A 16,607-nucleotide genomic window follows, 5' to 3' on the forward strand; every position below is an offset into this window, starting at 1 on the left:
TCCCAGGCCAGGGTGTATTGGCGCCGATACTCCGTGGCAGATTTCACTCTACAGGGGGGGCTGTGGGGTTTGAATAGGAAGAGTGTGCTGCTTTAGTTTGATGGCGATTGGCTACTTATTTGGTGTGGATGCGCCTCTACTCGGTCGGAGTAGCGCGCACCCTGGCGCCTATAACGGTGGCTCCACCATCCTCGTCCGAGGCTTTCCATCCGCGTTGTGCTGGTAGATCGCCTCAGGCTGGCCCTGGGCATTGAAAAACACCTGGCCGATGCCCGCCGAGTTCCACAGCCGTTCCCCGGCTTCGGCATGTTCCGGGATGTGCGGTACCACCTGCATGGTGCGCCGACGCGTGAACCAGTTGAGTGGGGAGCGTGGTGAGTAGAGCCAGCGGTTGAGGCGGTCGAACCACTCCAGCAAACGCGGGGGAAACTGGTTCTTGATGCCGCTGCTGGTGATCTGCCAGAGCCTGGGGCCGCCGTTGCGATGGCGAATCAGCACCTGGTAGACAAACGAATAGTGCACGTCACCGGAGAGAATCACGTAGTTACCCGGCGTGCGGGAGTGGCGGAAAATATTGAGGATCACCTGGGCCGCGCCGCGATGGGCCATCCAGTTTTCAGCGTCCACCAGCAGCGGATAGCCGCACCAGCTGAAGACCTTCTGCACCGTCTCGATCAGCTTGACGCCGAACACTGGCGCGGGAGAGACGATAATCGCCGAGGGGTGGTCCAGCAGCGCCTGTTGCAGTTCGCACAAGGCTTCCCAGTCCAGCAGGCCGGAGGGTTGTTTGAGCGTGAATTCGCTGCGCCAGCGCCGCGTTCGGGTGTCGAGCACCACCAGGGCGGGAGACGTGGGCAACACGTAATGCCATTGCTGGAATTTCAGCAGCGCTTGCAGCAGGTCATCTTGCGCAGCGGCCTGCAGATGGTTGTTGTGCGGCTGGGCGGTGAGTGCCTGGGTTTGTTTCAACAGATCGCCAAACACATCCGGCTGGTTACCCCAGCCCTGGCACAGCAGGTAGGCCAGCAGGGCATTGCCGATGATGCGTTTGGAGAAAGGATGGCCATAGGCGGTTTCTTCCCATTGCGCGCTGAGGTTCCAGTCATCGGTGATGTCGTGGTCGTCGAAGATCATCAGCGTCGAGAGGTGAGCCAGGACCCTCGCGGCGCCGGGCAGGCCGTCGCAGAAGCGCTCAATCTGCACCTGCTCCCCGGCATACCGCCGTTGTTCCTCCGCGCTCAATTGCGGCGCATGTGGGCTGATCAGTGTCCAGGGCGTGGGCGACCAGACCAACAGGTACATCGCGACCACTTCGGCAAAGGTCACGAGGTGATTGTCGGCGGTGCTGCTGGTGAAAATCGGCTTTTTCACGCCGCCGAAAAACCGTTCGCGCAAGGTCTCGTTGCTGTCCAGTGCGGGCAGCAGATCGGCCCGGTGGTAATAGCTGGCGCGATGCCCGTAAAGGCTCGCGCTGTCATCCACCACGGCGCCTTCCAGGTATTCGTCGAACAACTCCAAACGCGCGATCAGCGCATGAATCGCCCGCAGCATCGGCCCGGCCACGTCGTCGGCGTAGATCTGGTCACCGCTCATCATCAGCAAGGCCGGGCGTTGTGCCGGTGTGTGTGCCTCGGCCAGCAAACGGTCGATGCACAGCAAGCCTTCGTCGGCACTGTGGTGCGGTTTGCGGCAGGAGCCATGCACCAACTGATGGATGCGGCTGTGTAATACGAAGGTCGGCAAATGGGCATCGGCATACAGCAAATGCGTGGCCCACTCGGCAATACCGGTGCCGTCGGTCAACAGGTCATAGCCAATCGCGACGTCCTGGGGCAGAGGGTTGCTGAGCGCTACGTCAACCAGGTGAATAAAGGCGTGGCGCCCCACCGGGATGACTTGGCAATGCGTCGCGTCGAGCGGGATGTCCAGTGTTTCGTCCCGAGGTAATTGCAACCTGAGGGTCAATTGCACGGCACGACTTGTCACCAACCAGATGTTCAGGCGCTGCGGTTCCAGGCGCCGCAGCAGCGGGCCGGCAAGCACGGCGGGCAGTGTGTCGGGTTGAGGCATGAAGAGGGCAGCTCACACAAGATAGAACTGGAAAGCGTAGCGCAGAGGATGTCAGTGTTTTGTTAACGGAGCGCAACGCGGGGCGCCGCGCCCCTGGCCAAGATCAGATCAGCCGGCCTTGCCCAAGAGAATCCAGGGACGAGGTGTTGTCCTGCTGCTGCGTGTTTTGCCTCGGTGCGTCGCCGTTGATAGAAGCGGTTTTTTCTACAGGCTTGGTGGCGTTCTGAATCGTTTGTAGGGCGTTGTTGAGGTTATAGGTGTGAAAGCTGTTACCGATAATCATGGAAGACCCCTTGCTCAAATGGACGATTGCTTCTCGCATCCCTGCTTTTGGGTGCGCACTGAGTCAGTGGCAGTGGCCGGGTTGAGCGTTCCCGGCCATGGGTGTCCGAATGTTTTGCAGGCCTGTGCCTGAGGGCGTTTCAGTTCGGTTTTGGTACCGTAAACCTGAACTCACTGCCGCGGCCCACTTCGCTTTGCGCCTCTATCCGCCCGCCGTGGGCCTGGACAATACCTTGGGTGATGTACAGCCCAAGCCCGCTGCCGCTGGGGTTGTTTTCGGTCTGGGTCCAGTAGCGATCAAACACATGCGGCAACTGTTCAGGCGCAATACCTTCACCGGAGTCGCGCACCGAAAACACGATCTCCTCGCCGTTGCTCATGGCGCTGATGCCGATATTGCCCTGGCGCGGGGTGAACTTGATGGCGTTGCCGATCAGGTTCGACAGCACCTGGAACAGGCGCTCCGGGTCGCCGTTGATCTGCAGGCCGGGCTCGGCATTGAACGACAAGTCGATGCCTTTCTCCATCGCTAACGGTGCGAGCAGGGAATAGGCCTCTTCGAACATCTGGCTGACGTCCAGTGCAACCGGTTTGACCACGTAACGCCCGGCCTCGATTTTTGAGGTGTCGAGCAAGTCTTCCAGCAACACATTCATGCGCGCGGCCGCCTGTTGCATGGTGTCGATAGCCGAAGAAATCCGCCGCGAAGTGTGCGGGCCCTCGGAGCTGAAGGCCTTTTGCATCATGCCGCAGAGCATCGAGATGACGGTCATCGGGTTGCGCAGGTCGTGGGACACCACCGCCACCAGCTCGTCACGCGCACGCACGGCCTGTTGCTCGCGCAGTACCTGGCGGGCCAGGTCGTTTTCCAGCGCGGAGCGGCGCAGGTCATTGGCGGCGAACAGGTCGCCGTGGCTCCATTTGGTAGAGATGCCGGCCATCTCCACTTTCCAGATTTCAAACGAGGTGCGTGGGCGAAGGCGCATGCCGGCATCGGAGCTTTCCAGGTTGAGTGGTTTGCTCGGGTCGCCGCTCCAACTGATGTTTTCCTTCACCTCCGGGCGGAACCACAGCACGCCGTTGTCCACAGGCTTGGGCAGGCTCATGGCGAGCACGCCGCTGGCCACTTGCTGGAAGTCGGCCGCCGGCGGGTACAGCGCCGCCAGATTGTGGCTGGCGAACACCGGCTCGCCGTTCTGTTGCAACCAGCGATGCAGCGCACGGATCTGCGCCGGCTCCGGGCAGTTGCCGTAACGGTGCAGTTGCTTGTCTTCGATGATCGCCACGCCGCCGGACAAGGTCAGGTCCATCAGCAACTGGCCGCGTTGGGCGAGGCCATCGAACACATTATTTTCCGAAGATTTCATCGCCTGATCCAGCAAGGCCAGGGCGTCGACTTTTTCTTCGCGTTGGCGGCTCAGGTCCAGGGCTTCCATGGCGCTGATCTGCAACGACAGCACCTGACCGATGGTCTGGCAGGCGCTACGCAACGCGTGCGGCACCAACAGCGGCTCACGGTTGCCGCAACTGATCAGGCCCCAGAGCGTGTCACCCTTCATCAGCGAAATGCTCATGGACGACAGCACGCCCATGTTCTGCATGTACTGGCAGTGAATCGGCGACACGCTGCGCAGGGTGGCGAAGCTCAGGTCCAGCGGCTGGTCGATGTCCGGGCGCAGTCTGGGCAGCAGTGGCACCGGTTCGTAGGCTGCATTGGGGATGATTCGCAGCCAGTTGGTGCGGTACAGCTCGCGGGCTTGCTCGGGGATGTCGGACGCGGGGAAGAACAGCCCGTTGAACAGCTCCATGGACGGCGCGGACGCTTCGGCGATTACCTGGCCGTGGCCTTCCTCTTCAAAACGGTAGATCAGCACGCGGTCGTAACCGGTCATGGCCTGGATTTCGGTCACGCTGATTTCGTACAGCGCCTGCAGGGTTTTCGCCGATTGCAGGCGTTGCAGCATCTTGCCCAGGTTACTGGTGCGACCATTGAGCGCCCGTGGTTTGAAATCCTCGAGCAGCGGTTCGAATTCCAGCACCAGCACTCGCTGATGGCGATGCAGCAAGCCTTCGAACTGCGCACCATTGAGGCAGACATGCAGGGGCGGCGCGTCGAAAAAAGTATTATGCGCGGCCATGCTGTGCACCGCCTCGGCATGCTCGGCGCCGATCAGCGTGTGCAGCGGCTGACCGAGCAGCGACTCGGGCGTATGGCCGAACAGGGTGTCCACGTTGGCACTGACCTGGATGATGTTCAGGTCGGGCTCCGACAGCGTCAGCAGCACGCCGTGGGGCTGAATCGCCCCGGGAAAGCGAATGGGCTCGTCGGCACAGTTGGCAAGCAGCTCTTCGAAATCTTCGGTTTTCATAGCAGTACCTCCTGGCGGGCGAGCCATTGCTCAAAGCCGCTGAATGTTGAACGGGCAGCGATCACGGCGCGTTGTTTGTCAGCCGCGTCCAGTGTCTGCCGGTCCAGGTAATCAAGAAATGCTTTCCAGCGCCGTCCGGTCTCGGCGCCATAGACATCAAGAAATGCGCCACCGTTGTCGGCATCCACGCCCAGGCGTTGAGCCATCTCCCGACGCAATACCTGGCCGCCGAGGGTCGCGCCTTCCAGCACATACAGGGCACCGAGGCAGGCTTCGGGGGTGTCGAAAGTCGGGAGGTCGGTCCAGCGGGGCAGGGCGCTGATGGCGGCGTCGTTCAGGCCGAGGGCGTGAAGGTCACTGACCAATGTCGACGTTTTCTCACGCAACGATGTGTCAAAACCTTCGGGGATCAAGCCGCTGTCGTACAGCGCTGCTTCAATCGGCGCATAAAAGCCGAAGTACGCCTGCAGCAGACGTCGATACCACTGGGCATCCAGGCGCTCGGAAAAAAACGGCATACGCTTTTCCAGTGCGACGTGCAGCAGGCCAGTCCCCGTGCGCAGCGCTTCCAGCAGAGGTGGCGCACCAACGTCAGGGGCCTGTGAATGCATTCAGTAAGCTCGAACTGTGGGCCTGTCGGCCATGAATGACGCGTGAAAATGGGCGACCATTCTACACAACTCATTGCCGTTAGCCGTGCGCACAAGGCGAAAAGCCTGACAGGCGGATCAGAAAAGTCGCTCCTTGCTGACTAGGTGACCGCAATAACGGGCTCGAAGTTCGGTCTAGGTGATATCGCGACGCTATCAATGCATCGAAGCACCTTGCTGAGTCAATGCCGTTTGCACGCATTCAATCAGGTGACTGGTGCTCCAGGGTTTGGGCAGGAAGCGTACCGAACCGCCCAGTTCCTCGGCGATCCTGGTATTGCCGGAGGTCAACAGCACCTGCACCTCGGGCCAGCGGTGCGCGACCACGCGGCTCAAGTCGTAGCCGTTGAGCAAACCGGGCATCTGCACGTCACTGACAATCAGGTCGACCGGCTCATCGCCCCGCTCAAGGTAAATCATGCCTTCATCCGCCGAAGGAAACGATGTCACCACCGCGCCGAAATCTTCCAGCACATCCACCATCAACGCCCGAATGATTTCGTCGTCTTCCAATACCAAAATCGATGGCTGAGCCATGATCCTTACTCCACCATCAGGGTTCAGTAAGGTGGAGTGGGCAGGGGCCGATTAGGTTCGATTGGATGTTTTTTAAACGATGGGTGGTCGGTTGAAGGGTCTAGGTTGCGTGCTTGCGGGCAGAGGCGGCATCCGCATCGACCCACAGGCGGTGTGAACCGGCATGGGGCATAATCGCCGGTAACCGCCGATGTGGAGTCGCCATGAAATACGCGTTGATCGCTCTAGCCCTTTTCCTGAATGCTCCTTCAGCCTTTGCCGCCGGCGATGCCGAAGCAGGCGGCAAGCTCTTCGCCAAGACCTGCGGCGGTTGCCACAGCGTCGGGGAAGGCGCGCGGGGTGGGTTTGGGCCGGAGCTGAACGGCATCATCGGCAGGCCTGCCGGTACTACCACGGATTACCAGTATTCCGACGCGATGAAGAATTCGGGTGTGGTTTGGACGCGGGATAAACTTGCGGCCTATATCGAAGACCCGAAAGCGGTGGTGAGCGGGACGCGGATGATTTTCTGGGGGATCAGTGATCGGGAGAAGATTGAGAATATTCTGGCCTATCTGGAAACCTTCCAACCTAAATGATCACTCCCATAAACGTTGCGAGCATTTTGCATAAAGCCAGGTCCAGGGAGGAAATTGAACGGTGGGCATTGCTCACCGTTTTCTCGATAACGGCTGTGCAAATACCACACCGTTGAAGGAGTGGGTGTAGTAGTCGGAGAAGGATTCCATGTGCTCAGGCGTCAGCAGTGGATTAACCTTTTGCAGTAGGCCCGCTTCGTCGACCCACAAGCCGCTGTAGTAGCTATTTTCATCTGTTCTCACGTACTCCTGCTTGTCGCTTTCATGTAAAGCAACCACCCAGAATATGGGCTCCGGACGATCCAGACGGGCGTTGGCTTCGCTGAAAACCTGATCCCACGGCTGACCGACTTTGGAAAGGAGAAAACGGAATAGCGGGGTGTAATCAAAACCGTGTCGATGGTGGCTGTGCATTGAGCCGCGGTTTGATAATGCGCGCGTTTCTTTTTTGCTATTTCTTTCGCTCCGATAAGCGCGATGACTTCCGTGGCATACGTCATGTGTACGGGTGTCAACTGAGCGGTATAGACAGGGCTTTTTCATGGTGGCCTAATTTTTTTGCGCTGCTTTGTAGATCGTGGCCAATCCTTATCCAGTTGAAAACGCCTGCATCACGCATCGCATGCCAAATACAGCGACGCGTTTTTAGGAAGGACTAATGTGGTGATTTTTTCGATGTCTTCAATTTGTTGTGGTGTAAGCAAATAGTCATATACACATTCGTTCTCATCTTCCCAGCCCATTATTGGCAGCAAGTCTGCAGCGTTCAGGTCCAGCGGAATCTCGGTCGAAATGTGTTCGCTTCCCGTGGGAACAACGTAGATCAGATGTTTCATGGATCTATCCGCCTTGTGTCATCTGCCTCTTTGGTTCGCTCACCTGTTATAGAATCGAACTCGCCAAGGTGTTTGCCTTTTTTGTTGTACATCTCAACCTTGCCTCCTTCAAAGTCCCATTCGTAGATATACCCGTAGGGCTCTTTCCAGCGAGGCCGAAGCCTGCCTCCGCCCTTGACGCGGGATTTGGCTGGTGCGCGTATGGCTTTCGGAAATGCAGGTAAGAACGTTGGACTCGGATGGTATTTGTGATCCCCTGGCCGAACACTCACCACCACATACAGCGGCCGAACCCCCGACTCCACCGGGAACACCAGAATAAAATCCCGATACTGAGGTGGATAAATCGGGTTCACCAGAATCTGTGCCGCCTTCTCCGTTGGCGGATAAATCCAGATCACCGGCGCCTGCGGCGCAGCTTCCAATGCCGGAATACCTAACATGTCACTGGGATCAACCGCAGGCGTCCAGATCAGCTCCACGCCCTCGCCCAAATCCGCCACAAACTGATCGCCACGGCTTTGAAACTGCACCACATCAATCATCTGCCACGCGGCATGATTGCCCGTGTAAAACCCATACCCTTTGAGCGTGCCGTCCTCACGTTGCTCGATATGCAACCGCATCTGCGAACGCGCCCGTTGCATCGAACGCAACTGCTCCTCGCTGTACAGCGCGCTATCACCCAGCGCCGAAGGCCAAGCCAGCGCCACCAAACCCGTCAGCAGGCCTGCGGCGACGGACCCAACGGCTGTGGCCGCCGACTCCCAAACCGCCGAACGCAATGCCAGCTGCCCCAAGCCCGCGGGCAATGGGCTGCCGCTGATCTTGCGCAAGGCGACTGCGCCCCGGCTGTCCACCTCACGTCCACCCAGCAGGCTTAAATGGCCGTACTCCTTGATCAACTCCAACGGGACATACCCGGCCGGGTTGAAGTAATGAGTGACGCCGTCAGGCAGCTGGCAAGGCTTGATGAAAACGCAGCCTGGAGGTTTGGCTGGCTCGGGTACTGGAGCAGGCGATGGCTCTAAAAAATCAACAGACGGCGAATACGGCACACGCGATGGCTGCGGGGTCAGGATCCGTCGCTTGCGTAAATCTTCTTCGGTGGGCGGGTAAAAGCGTTCTGACATGAAGGGCTCACTTCCTTGTGCGAGGGAGTGAGCCTACGAGGTAGGCAAAGAGGCGAATGTCGTCTTTGTTCGCTGCTGAGCGTGGGAAAAGTGGACTGATGCCCCGTCGGTGCCTTTTCTATCACCGCCGAATGCCTCTGTGGCGAGCGGGCTTGCCCCGCGTTGGGTTGCGAAGCAGCCCCAAAACCCGACCCCACGGAGTATCTGATACACCGCATTCGTCTTTACTGGAGCTGCTGCGCAAACCAACGCAGGGCAAGCCCGCTCGCCACGAAACCGCTGGCGCTCAAGCGTTCGATCAGCTTGTGCAGATACTGCCTGCTGATCAGCCGAGCAAGTGCCTGGAAATCAGCCGGGAGATTTCCACGATGGAGGTCTTGCCGGTGAATTCGAATTTCACTTTGCCCAGCGACGAAAAGTAGATTTCCAGCTCCGAGTCCAGATCGAAGGTGCCGGAGGTTTCCACGGAGTACGCCACAATGTTTTTGTACGGCAACGAGGTGAAGTCCTTCTTGCTGCCGGTGATCCCCTGCACGTTCACCGCAATAATGCGCTGGGTGGTGAAGACCACGCCGTCGCGCATGGCCTTGTAGGCGTCGACCACTTCTTCGCCGTCCAGCAGCAGGGCTGATACGCGTTCGGCGTATTCGTTGTTTTGCTTGAGCTTGAAGAAGCCTTTGTTGTTGAAGTCGATCATCTGCCTGTCCTGGGTGGGTGGTGTTTCAAACGGGTGCCGGTGTATGGCGTTTTGCTTGTGGATCTGTATCTGACGCACGGGATTTGTACGCTCTACCATGGCGACCCTGGCGAAGGATTCCACGCCGGCAGAACAAAAATCCAGGAGCCAAACAATGCCCGATATGTCCAGCTTGCTTGCCTACGGCCTGATCTCACTCGGCATGGTGCTGACGCCCGGGCCGAACATGATTTACCTCATTTCCCGCTCGATCTGCCAGGGGCGCATGGCCGGGCTGATTTCCCTGGGTGGCGTTGCGCTGGGTTTTGTCGTGTACATGCTGTGCGCGGCGTTGGGGATCACGGCGTTGCTGATGGCCGTTCCCTTTGCCTACGACGCGTTGCGCCTTGGCGGCGCGCTTTATCTGGCCTACCTCGCGTGGCAGGTGGTCAGGCCGGGCGGGCGTTCACCTTTCCAAGTGCGCGACTTGTCCAAGGACAGCCCGCGAAAGTTGTTCAGCATGGGCCTGGTCACCAACCTGCTCAATCCCAAGGTAGCGGTGATGTATGTGTCGCTGCTGCCCCAGTTCATCGACCCGAACGGCCATGGCAGTGTGCTTGCGCAGTCCCTGGTGCTGGGCTTCACGCAGATTTTTATCAGCGTGAGCGTCAACGCGGTGATTGCCTGCATGGCCGGTTCGATTGCCGTTTTTTTCGTCACCCGACCGGGGTGGCAGGTGGTGCAACGCTGGGTGATGGGGTCGGTGTTGATGGGGTTGGCGGTGCGGATGGTGGTGGAGGGGCGGCGGTAGGCGACCACCTCACAGGATTGCTTTCAGGTACTGCTTGAGTGCTTCGAGCGGGGCCGTGAGTGCTTCAAACGTAGGCGCTTGGCGCACGTCCGTCGCCAGCCGTTGCAGTTCACGGCCCATTACCGTGTTGGCGCCGCCCAGCGCCACCAGGGCCAGCGCGATGCACTCGCTGATTTTTTGCTGAGTCGTAACGAGATCGCCCTTGCGTACGAGCAGCCCAAACACCTCCCGTTCATACCCATCCATCACCAGATCATCCCGCAAAATCGGGCTACCGCCGTCCGTCTCGTGCGCAAGCTTAAGTGCAAAGAGCGCGACCGCTTCCAGCGTCAATTCCATGGTTTTGGGTCCTGGGTTATGTGGAGGAGGGCGATGATCACTGTTCTGTGCCTGAAAAAAAAGACCCCGGCGCCGTACAACGTGGCTCGCGCGCGCAAAAGGCAGTCCAAGGAACGATATTAATTAGCCATGCTCCAACTCGCCATGCATCCGGTTCTCAAAGGGCCGGCATGCAGGGCTAACTCGCGCTGTCTGAACAGCGGCGCGTTCTCCTTCAGACAAGGACGCAACGACCATGCAGCCATCTCCCACCCAGGTACCTTCGGCCACCGGCGAACTGATCGCCAGCTTCCGCCACGGCAAGGGCTTTCTGATTTTCAGTTTGATAGTTGGCGTCGTGCTGTTGGGCCTCGCCGTGTTTGTGTTGTACCTGGGCACCCTGCTGCCCGCAGGCAGCGAAGGACCCATAGCTGGCGAGACCTCCCGCGGCCTGTCATTCAGCTTCAGCAGCCCGCAGACGCTGATCTACGCCACCAGCGCCTTGCTCGCGGTTATCGCGTTGGGCATGTTTGCGGTCTACGCCTGGCACAAAAAATTGCGCGCGCCGGTGTACAACGTGTTTGAGTTGGGCATAGAGCGCATCGTCAACGGTCAGCGCCACTACACCGCGTTCGCCGACATCGAAGACTTGTACCTGTTCGGCTCCGGGCAAACCGCGATGACCGGCCTGATCACCAACCTGGCCTATCGCCGCAACGCGTCCGAGCCGTTTCACCGCGTGATCGAAAGCCTCAAGGGCTTTTATGAATTCCAGCAACTGGTACGTGAGCGTCACGTACTCGCGCGCATGCCGGCGGTGGTCGCGACGCTGGAGGCGGGCGGGTCGGTGACGTTCAACTGCGTCAACTCAGGGCAGGTCTGGGGCAAACGTGTGAGCGGCAACTTCCTGAAAATCACCACCTCGCCGATTGTCGTCAGCCGTACGTTTTTGCAATACAAGGGCGAGAACGTGTCGATGGCGTCCTTGCGCAGCGTTGACCTGAATGCCTGGACTGAAAACGTGGTGATCAAGGACGAGAGCGGCAAAGTAGTGTTGTCGACGGTTGCCACGGGGATCTTGAGTCATGATGTGTTTCTAAACACGCTCAATGCGTTGTTTGCCTCACAAGAGCCAGCGCGCGAGTTGATCTGAGCCGTGTTGAAACAAACTTACCGACCGCTCGGCAGGGGACGGTCGGGTTCCGCCCCTCGTCGCAGCAAAAAAATGGAACGGCTCTTGGCGGCGTTCGCCTAATGATTAGCCTGTGGATAATTCCCCAGGCAGCGTGCCAATACCGGCATCCTTCGAGAGGTGGTCAACGTGGCTAAAGACGAGAAGAAAAGCAAAGGCGAGTCTTCAAAAGCCAGTAAGGAATTGAAAGACAAGACGTCATCACCGGCAAAAAAATCAGCAGCAGCGTCGACCCTTTCGAAGTCTTCTGAAAAGAAAGACAAGAAAAAGGATGCCGAACCGAAGAAGGTTGTGAAGAAGGCTGATAGCAAGCCGGAAAAGGCCAAGAAGGCAGAGAAGGCAGAGAAGGCAGAGAAGGCGGAAAAGCCTGCCAAGAAGAAAAAGTGATAGCTGGAAGGGTTTAAGGCCTCACGATTCACTTTCCTGCAGACGAAAAAAAGACCTTGAATTTCAAGGTCTTTTTTTAAGATGGTGCCCCGAGGGAGACTCGAACTCCCACTCCTTTCGAAAACGGATTTTGAATCCGCCGCGTCTACCAATTCCGCCATCAGGGCTCAATGGCGGCGAAGTATAGAGACGAGATTACCGTTGGTCAATCACGTTTCATGGTCAATTTTGACTAATTCCGCTAGACTTCCCGGCCCTGCTAGACGAACCCCATCATGCGCGTTGCTGACTTTACTTTTGAGCTCCCTGATTCGCTGATCGCTCGCCACCCATTGGCCGAGCGTCGCGCCAGTCGACTGCTGACCCTGGATGGGGTGAGCGGTGCCCTCGCACACCGTCAATTCACTGATTTGCTTGAGCATTTGCGCCCGGGCGATTTGATGGTGTTCAACAATACCCGGGTGATTCCGGCGCGGCTTTTTGGCCAGAAAGCGTCCGGCGGCAAGCTGGAAATTCTGGTGGAACGGGTGCTGGACAGCCATCGCGTGCTGGCCCATGTGCGTTCCAGCAAGTCGCCGAAACCGGGCTCGAGCATCCTGATCGACGGCGGTGGCGAAGCCGAGATGGTGGCGCGCCATGACGCGTTGTTCGAGCTCAAGTTTGCCGAAGAGGTGTTGCCGCTGCTGGAGCGCGTCGGCCATATGCCGTTGCCTCCTTATATAGACCGTCCCGACGAAGACGCCGACCGCGAGCGCTATCAGACGGTTTACTCGCAGCGCCTGGGCGCCGTGGCCGCACCTACCGCCGGGCTGCATTTCGATCAGCCGCTGCTGGATGCGATTGCCGCCAAGGGCGTCGACAGCGCCTATGTGACCCTGCACGTGGGGGCCGGCACGTTTCAGCCGGTGCGTGTGGATAATATTGAAGATCATCATATGCACAGCGAATGGCTGGAAGTCAGCCAGGACGTGGTGGATGCCGTGGCGGCGTGCAAGGCGCGCGGCGGGCGGGTGGTTGCCGTGGGCACCACCAGCGTGCGCTCCCTGGAAAGTGCCGCGCGCGATGGCGTGCTCAAGCCGTTCAGCGGTGACACCGATATCTTCATCTACCCGGGCCGCCCGTTCCATGTGGTCGATTGCCTGGTCACCAACTTCCATTTGCCGGAATCCACGCTGTTGATGCTGGTGTCGGCCTTTGCCGGTTACCGCGAAACCATGGCGGCCTACCAGGCCGCCATCGCCAACGAGTACCGTTTTTTCAGTTACGGTGATGCGATGTTTATCACCCGCAATCCGGCGCCAAGCGGCCCAGAGGAACAACTATGAGTCGTATGTCGTTTGAACTGCTGGCCACCGATGGCAAGGCCCGTCGTGGTCGCCTGACCTTCCCGCGCGGCACTGTCGAGACCCCGGCGTTCATGCCGGTCGGCACCTACGGCACCGTCAAGGGCATGCTGCCGCGCGACATCGTCGCCACCGGCGCCGAGATCATCCTCGGCAATACCTTTCACCTGTGGCTGCGCCCGGGCACCGAAGTGATCAAGAAGCATGGCGACCTGCATGATTTCATGAAGTGGCAGGGCCCGATCCTCACCGATTCCGGTGGTTTCCAGGTGTTCAGCCTGGGCGCCATGCGCAAGATCAAGGAGGAGGGCGTGACCTTCGCCTCGCCGGTCGACGGCGCCAAGGTGTTCATGGGGCCGGAAGAGTCGATGCAGGTGCAGCGCGACCTGGGCTCGGACATTGTGATGATTTTCGACGAGTGCACGCCGTACCCGGCCGATGAGGACGTGGCGCGGATTTCCATGGAGCTGTCGCTGCGTTGGGCCCAGCGTTCGAAAAACGCCCACGGCGACAATACCGCCGCGCTGTTCGGCATCGTCCAGGGCGGCATGCACGAAAGCCTGCGCAAGCGCTCGCTCGAAGGCCTCGACACCATTGGCTTCGACGGCCTGGCCATTGGCGGCCTGTCGGTGGGCGAGCCCAAGCACGAGATGATCAAGGTGCTGGATTATCTGCCAGGCCTGATGCCCGCTGAAAAACCTCGTTACCTTATGGGCGTTGGCAAACCGGAAGATCTCGTAGAGGGTGTGCGCCGCGGTGTGGACATGTTCGATTGCGTGATGCCAACCCGTAATGCCCGCAATGGGCATCTGTTCATCGATACAGGCGTGCTGAAGATCCGTAACGCGTTCCATCGCCATGATGAATCGCCGCTCGATCCCACCTGTGACTGCTACACCTGCCAGAACTTCTCGCGTGCTTATCTGCATCATCTGGACAAGTGCGGGGAAATGCTGGGTAGCATGTTGAATACCATCCACAATTTGCGTCACTACCAAGTCCTGATGGCTGGTTTGCGCGAGGCTATTCAACAGGGTACATTGGCCGCCTTCGTCGATGCCTTCTATGCCAAGCGCGGGCTCCCTGTGCCGCCCTTGGACTGAGTTTTCCCGACCCTAAGATTCACTATTTGCAACTGGAGTGCTAAATGAGCTTTTTTATCTCTAACGCCATGGCTGACGCCGCTGCGCCTGCCGCTGCCGGCCCTATGGGCGGTGGTTTCGAGTGGATTTTCCTGGTCGGCTTCCTGGTCATCTTCTACCTGATGATCTGGCGTCCACAGGCCAAGCGCGCCAAAGAGCAGAAGAACCTGCTGGGCAGCCTGCAAAAGGGCGACGAAGTGGTGACCACTGGCGGCATCGCCGGCAAGATCACCAAGGTTGCCGATGCTTTCGTGGTACTGGAAGTTTCCGACACCGTGGAAATGAAGTTCCAGAAGGGCGCCATCGCTGCCACGCTGCCTAAAGGCACGCTCAAAGCGATCTAAGCAACAACCTTTACCAATCGACGGGGCGCGCAAGGCGCCCCGCGTTATAAGCGGGCGGCGTGATGCTGAACAAATACCCTCTGTGGAAATACGTACTGATCCTGGCGGTGCTGGCGATCGGTTTTATTTATTCCGCTCCCAATCTCTATCCTGATGACCCGGCGATCCAGATCACGGGCGCCAGCACTTCGCTGCAGGTCAATCAGGCCGATCTGGAGCGCGCGAGCAAAGCGCTCAATGACGCGGGTATCCAGGTTAAAGCGGCAACATTGGCCGCAGGTGCCAAGGGCGGCTTGCTGCGCCTGACCAAATCCGAAGACCAATTGCCGGCCAAGGACGTCGTGCGCAAGGCCATGGGTGACGACTACGTTGTCGCGCTGAACCTGGCACAGACCACGCCACAATGGCTGCGCAGCATTGGCGCGCACCCGATGAAGCTGGGTCTGGACTTGTCCGGTGGTGTGCACTTCCTGCTGGAAGTCGACATGGACAAGGCCCTCGACGCGCGCCTGAAAGTCTATGAAGGCGATGTGAAGAGCCTGCTGCGCAAAGAGAAGTTGCGTTATCGCAGCCTGCCGCAGCTCAACGGTGCCATCCAGCTGGGCTTCTCTGATGAAGCGTCCCGCGAACAGGCCCGTGCGCTGATCCGCAAGAACTTCAATGACTTCGACATCGTACCGGCCGACCTCAATGGTCAGGCGGTACTGCGTCTGGCGATGAGCCCGGCGAAGATCGCGGAAATCCGCGAATACTCCATCAAGCAGAACCTGACCACGGTGCGTAACCGTGTCAACGAGCTGGGTGTGGCCGAGCCGATCGTGCAGCGTCAGGGCGCCAACCGTATCGTGGTTGAATTGCCGGGCGTGCAGGACACCGCTGAAGCCAAGCGTATCCTGGGTAAAACCGCCAACCTGGAGTTCCGTCTCGCGGCTGAGCCGGGTGCTACCCGCGCCACCTCCGAAGAGTTCGAGTTCCGCGAAGGCAACCGCCCACCTGCGCTGATCGAGCGCGGCCTGATCATCACCGGTGACCAGGTCACCGATGCCAAGGCCGGTTTCGACTCGCAGCACGGCACTCCCGAAGTGAACATCCGCCTGGATGGCCACGGCGGCGACCTGATGAACCGCGCCACGCGCAGCAACGTCGGTCGCAGCATGGCGGTGATCTTCATCGAGCAACGCCCGGTGACCACCTACACCAAGCAGATGGTCAACGGTGTCGAGAAAGACGTGCCGGTGCAGACCTTCAAGGAAGAGAAGAAGATCATCAGCCTGGCGACCATCCAGTCGCCGCTGGGTGCTCAATTTCGCATCACCGGCCTGAACGGCCAGGGCGAATCCTCCGAACTGGCGCTGTTGCTGCGTGCCGGTGGTCTGGCGGCGCCGATGTACTTCGCTGAAGAACGCACCATTGGCCCGAGCCTGGGTGCCGACAACATCACCAAGGGGGTCGATGCAGCCTTGTGGGGCATGCTGTTCGTGTCGCTGTTCATCATCGCCATCTACCGCTTCTTCGGCGTGATCGCCACCGTGGCCCTCGCGGGCAACATGGTGATGCTGCTGGCCCTGATGTCGCTGCTGGGCGCAACGCTGACCCTGCCGGGTATCGCCGGTATCGTGCTCACCATGGGTATGGCGGTGGATGCCAACGTGCTGATCTTCTCGCGGATTCGTGAAGAGATCGCCGCCGGCATGACTGTGCAGCGCGCAATCAACGAAGGCTTCGGCCGGGCATTCACCGCGATTCTCGACTCCAACCTGACCACTCTGCTGGTCGGCGGGATTCTCTTTGCCATGGGCACCGGCCCGGTCAAAGGTTTTGCGGTGACCATGTCCCTGGGTATCTTTACCTCGATGTTCACGGCCATCATGGTGACCCGCGCAATGGTCAACCTGATCTTTGGCGGACGTGACTTCAAGAAGTTGTGGATTTAAGGGGC

At 59.2% G+C, this 16,607-nt stretch carries 18 protein-coding genes and 1 tRNA gene; 8 read left to right on the forward strand and 11 right to left on the reverse strand.

What is annotated here, in order from left to right; genetic code table 11:
- Positions 1–168: 168 nt before the first annotated feature.
- The 5 genes from LUB09_RS19410 to LUB09_RS19430 all read right to left on the reverse strand — a co-directional run bounded on the left by LUB09_RS19410 (position 169) and on the right by LUB09_RS19430 (position 5,908).
- Complete coding sequence (locus LUB09_RS19410) at positions 169–2,070, reverse strand: alkaline phosphatase D family protein (protein ID WP_231423453.1); 1,902 nt, start codon at positions 2,068–2,070, stop codon at positions 169–171.
- A gap of 103 nt (positions 2,071–2,173) precedes the next feature.
- On the reverse strand, positions 2,174–2,353 hold the full coding sequence (locus LUB09_RS19415) for a hypothetical protein (protein ID WP_231423455.1): 180 nt from the start codon (positions 2,351–2,353) through the stop codon (positions 2,174–2,176).
- A 139-nt stretch (positions 2,354–2,492) separates the two neighbouring features.
- Positions 2,493–4,721 (reverse strand): ATP-binding protein, encoded by a 2,229-nt coding sequence (locus LUB09_RS19420; RefSeq protein ID WP_231423456.1) that lies wholly within the window; start codon positions 4,719–4,721, stop codon positions 2,493–2,495.
- A complete protein-coding gene (locus tag LUB09_RS19425) occupies positions 4,718–5,332 on the reverse strand; it encodes a biliverdin-producing heme oxygenase (RefSeq protein ID WP_231423458.1) in 615 nt (204 codons plus the stop codon). Before LUB09_RS19425 ends, LUB09_RS19420 begins: the two co-directional genes overlap by 4 nt.
- 195 nt (positions 5,333–5,527) lie before the next feature.
- A complete protein-coding gene (locus LUB09_RS19430) occupies positions 5,528–5,908 on the reverse strand; it encodes a response regulator (RefSeq protein WP_209984630.1) in 381 nt (126 codons plus the stop codon).
- A gap of 203 nt (positions 5,909–6,111) precedes the next feature.
- Between LUB09_RS19430 and LUB09_RS19435 the strand changes: the two genes are divergently transcribed.
- Complete coding sequence (locus LUB09_RS19435) at positions 6,112–6,486, forward strand: c-type cytochrome (protein WP_209984612.1); 375 nt, start codon at positions 6,112–6,114, stop codon at positions 6,484–6,486.
- A gap of 72 nt (positions 6,487–6,558) precedes the next feature.
- On the opposite strand, the gene LUB09_RS19440 is transcribed toward LUB09_RS19435, so the two are convergent.
- From LUB09_RS19440 to LUB09_RS19455, 4 genes are all read right to left on the reverse strand, one after another.
- Positions 6,559–7,029, reverse strand: a complete 471-nt coding sequence (locus LUB09_RS19440; RefSeq protein ID WP_231423460.1) for a hypothetical protein — start codon at positions 7,027–7,029, stop codon at positions 6,559–6,561.
- 68 nt (positions 7,030–7,097) lie between these two features.
- Positions 7,098–7,322: a hypothetical protein gene (locus tag LUB09_RS19445; protein ID WP_231423462.1), complete on the reverse strand. Its 225-nt coding sequence runs from the start codon at positions 7,320–7,322 to the stop codon at positions 7,098–7,100.
- Complete coding sequence (locus LUB09_RS19450; RefSeq protein WP_231423464.1) at positions 7,319–8,455, reverse strand: S-type pyocin domain-containing protein; 1,137 nt, start codon at positions 8,453–8,455, stop codon at positions 7,319–7,321. The genes LUB09_RS19445 and LUB09_RS19450 overlap by 4 nt, the downstream gene beginning before the upstream one ends.
- 325 nt (positions 8,456–8,780) lie before the next feature.
- Complete coding sequence (locus LUB09_RS19455; RefSeq protein WP_057007296.1) at positions 8,781–9,152, reverse strand: PH domain-containing protein; 372 nt, start codon at positions 9,150–9,152, stop codon at positions 8,781–8,783.
- Between the two features lie 154 nt (positions 9,153–9,306).
- Here LUB09_RS19455 and LUB09_RS19460 point away from each other — a divergent pair, with 154 nt between their 5' ends.
- Complete coding sequence (locus tag LUB09_RS19460) at positions 9,307–9,942, forward strand: LysE family translocator (RefSeq protein WP_231423465.1); 636 nt, start codon at positions 9,307–9,309, stop codon at positions 9,940–9,942.
- A 9-nt stretch (positions 9,943–9,951) separates the two neighbouring features.
- Here the strand turns inward: LUB09_RS19460 and LUB09_RS19465 are convergent, their stop codons facing one another.
- A complete protein-coding gene (locus tag LUB09_RS19465) occupies positions 9,952–10,281 on the reverse strand; it encodes a hypothetical protein (protein WP_231423466.1) in 330 nt (109 codons plus the stop codon).
- Between the two features lie 235 nt (positions 10,282–10,516).
- On the opposite strand from LUB09_RS19465, the gene LUB09_RS19470 reads away from it, so the two are divergent.
- Both LUB09_RS19470 and LUB09_RS19475 read left to right on the forward strand, forming a co-directional pair.
- Positions 10,517–11,413, forward strand: coding sequence for a hypothetical protein (locus LUB09_RS19470; RefSeq protein ID WP_231423467.1), 897 nt, complete (start codon positions 10,517–10,519; stop codon positions 11,411–11,413).
- A gap of 159 nt (positions 11,414–11,572) precedes the next feature.
- The gene (locus LUB09_RS19475) at positions 11,573–11,839 is read left to right on the forward strand and encodes a hypothetical protein (RefSeq protein ID WP_231423468.1); all 267 of its coding nucleotides are present in this window, start codon (positions 11,573–11,575) and stop codon (positions 11,837–11,839) included.
- 82 nt (positions 11,840–11,921) lie between these two features.
- On the opposite strand, the gene LUB09_RS19480 is transcribed toward LUB09_RS19475, so the two are convergent.
- Positions 11,922–12,006 (reverse strand) — tRNA-Leu (locus LUB09_RS19480).
- A 108-nt stretch (positions 12,007–12,114) separates the two neighbouring features.
- Between LUB09_RS19480 and queA the strand changes: the two genes are divergently transcribed.
- The 4 genes from queA (at position 12,115) to secD (ending at position 16,602) form a co-directional block, all read left to right on the forward strand.
- Positions 12,115–13,164, forward strand: a complete 1,050-nt coding sequence (gene queA, locus LUB09_RS19485; protein ID WP_209984590.1) for a tRNA preQ1(34) S-adenosylmethionine ribosyltransferase-isomerase QueA — start codon at positions 12,115–12,117, stop codon at positions 13,162–13,164.
- A 5-nt stretch (positions 13,165–13,169) separates the two neighbouring features.
- Positions 13,170–14,285 carry a tRNA guanosine(34) transglycosylase Tgt gene (gene tgt / locus LUB09_RS19490; RefSeq protein WP_209990501.1) on the forward strand — a complete coding sequence of 372 codons (1,116 nt, stop codon included), beginning with the start codon at positions 13,170–13,172 and terminating at the stop codon, positions 14,283–14,285.
- Between the two features lie 44 nt (positions 14,286–14,329).
- Positions 14,330–14,668, forward strand: coding sequence for a preprotein translocase subunit YajC (yajC, locus tag LUB09_RS19495; protein WP_003238439.1), 339 nt, complete (start codon positions 14,330–14,332; stop codon positions 14,666–14,668).
- 62 nt (positions 14,669–14,730) lie between these two features.
- Positions 14,731–16,602: a protein translocase subunit SecD gene (secD, locus tag LUB09_RS19500; protein ID WP_003238441.1), complete on the forward strand. Its 1,872-nt coding sequence runs from the start codon at positions 14,731–14,733 to the stop codon at positions 16,600–16,602.
- The last annotated feature ends 5 nt before the right edge of the window (positions 16,603–16,607 follow it).

Origin of the sequence: Pseudomonas sp. Leaf59 (assembly GCF_920984685.1) — a bacterium.
GTDB lineage: Bacteria > Pseudomonadota > Gammaproteobacteria > Pseudomonadales > Pseudomonadaceae > Aquipseudomonas.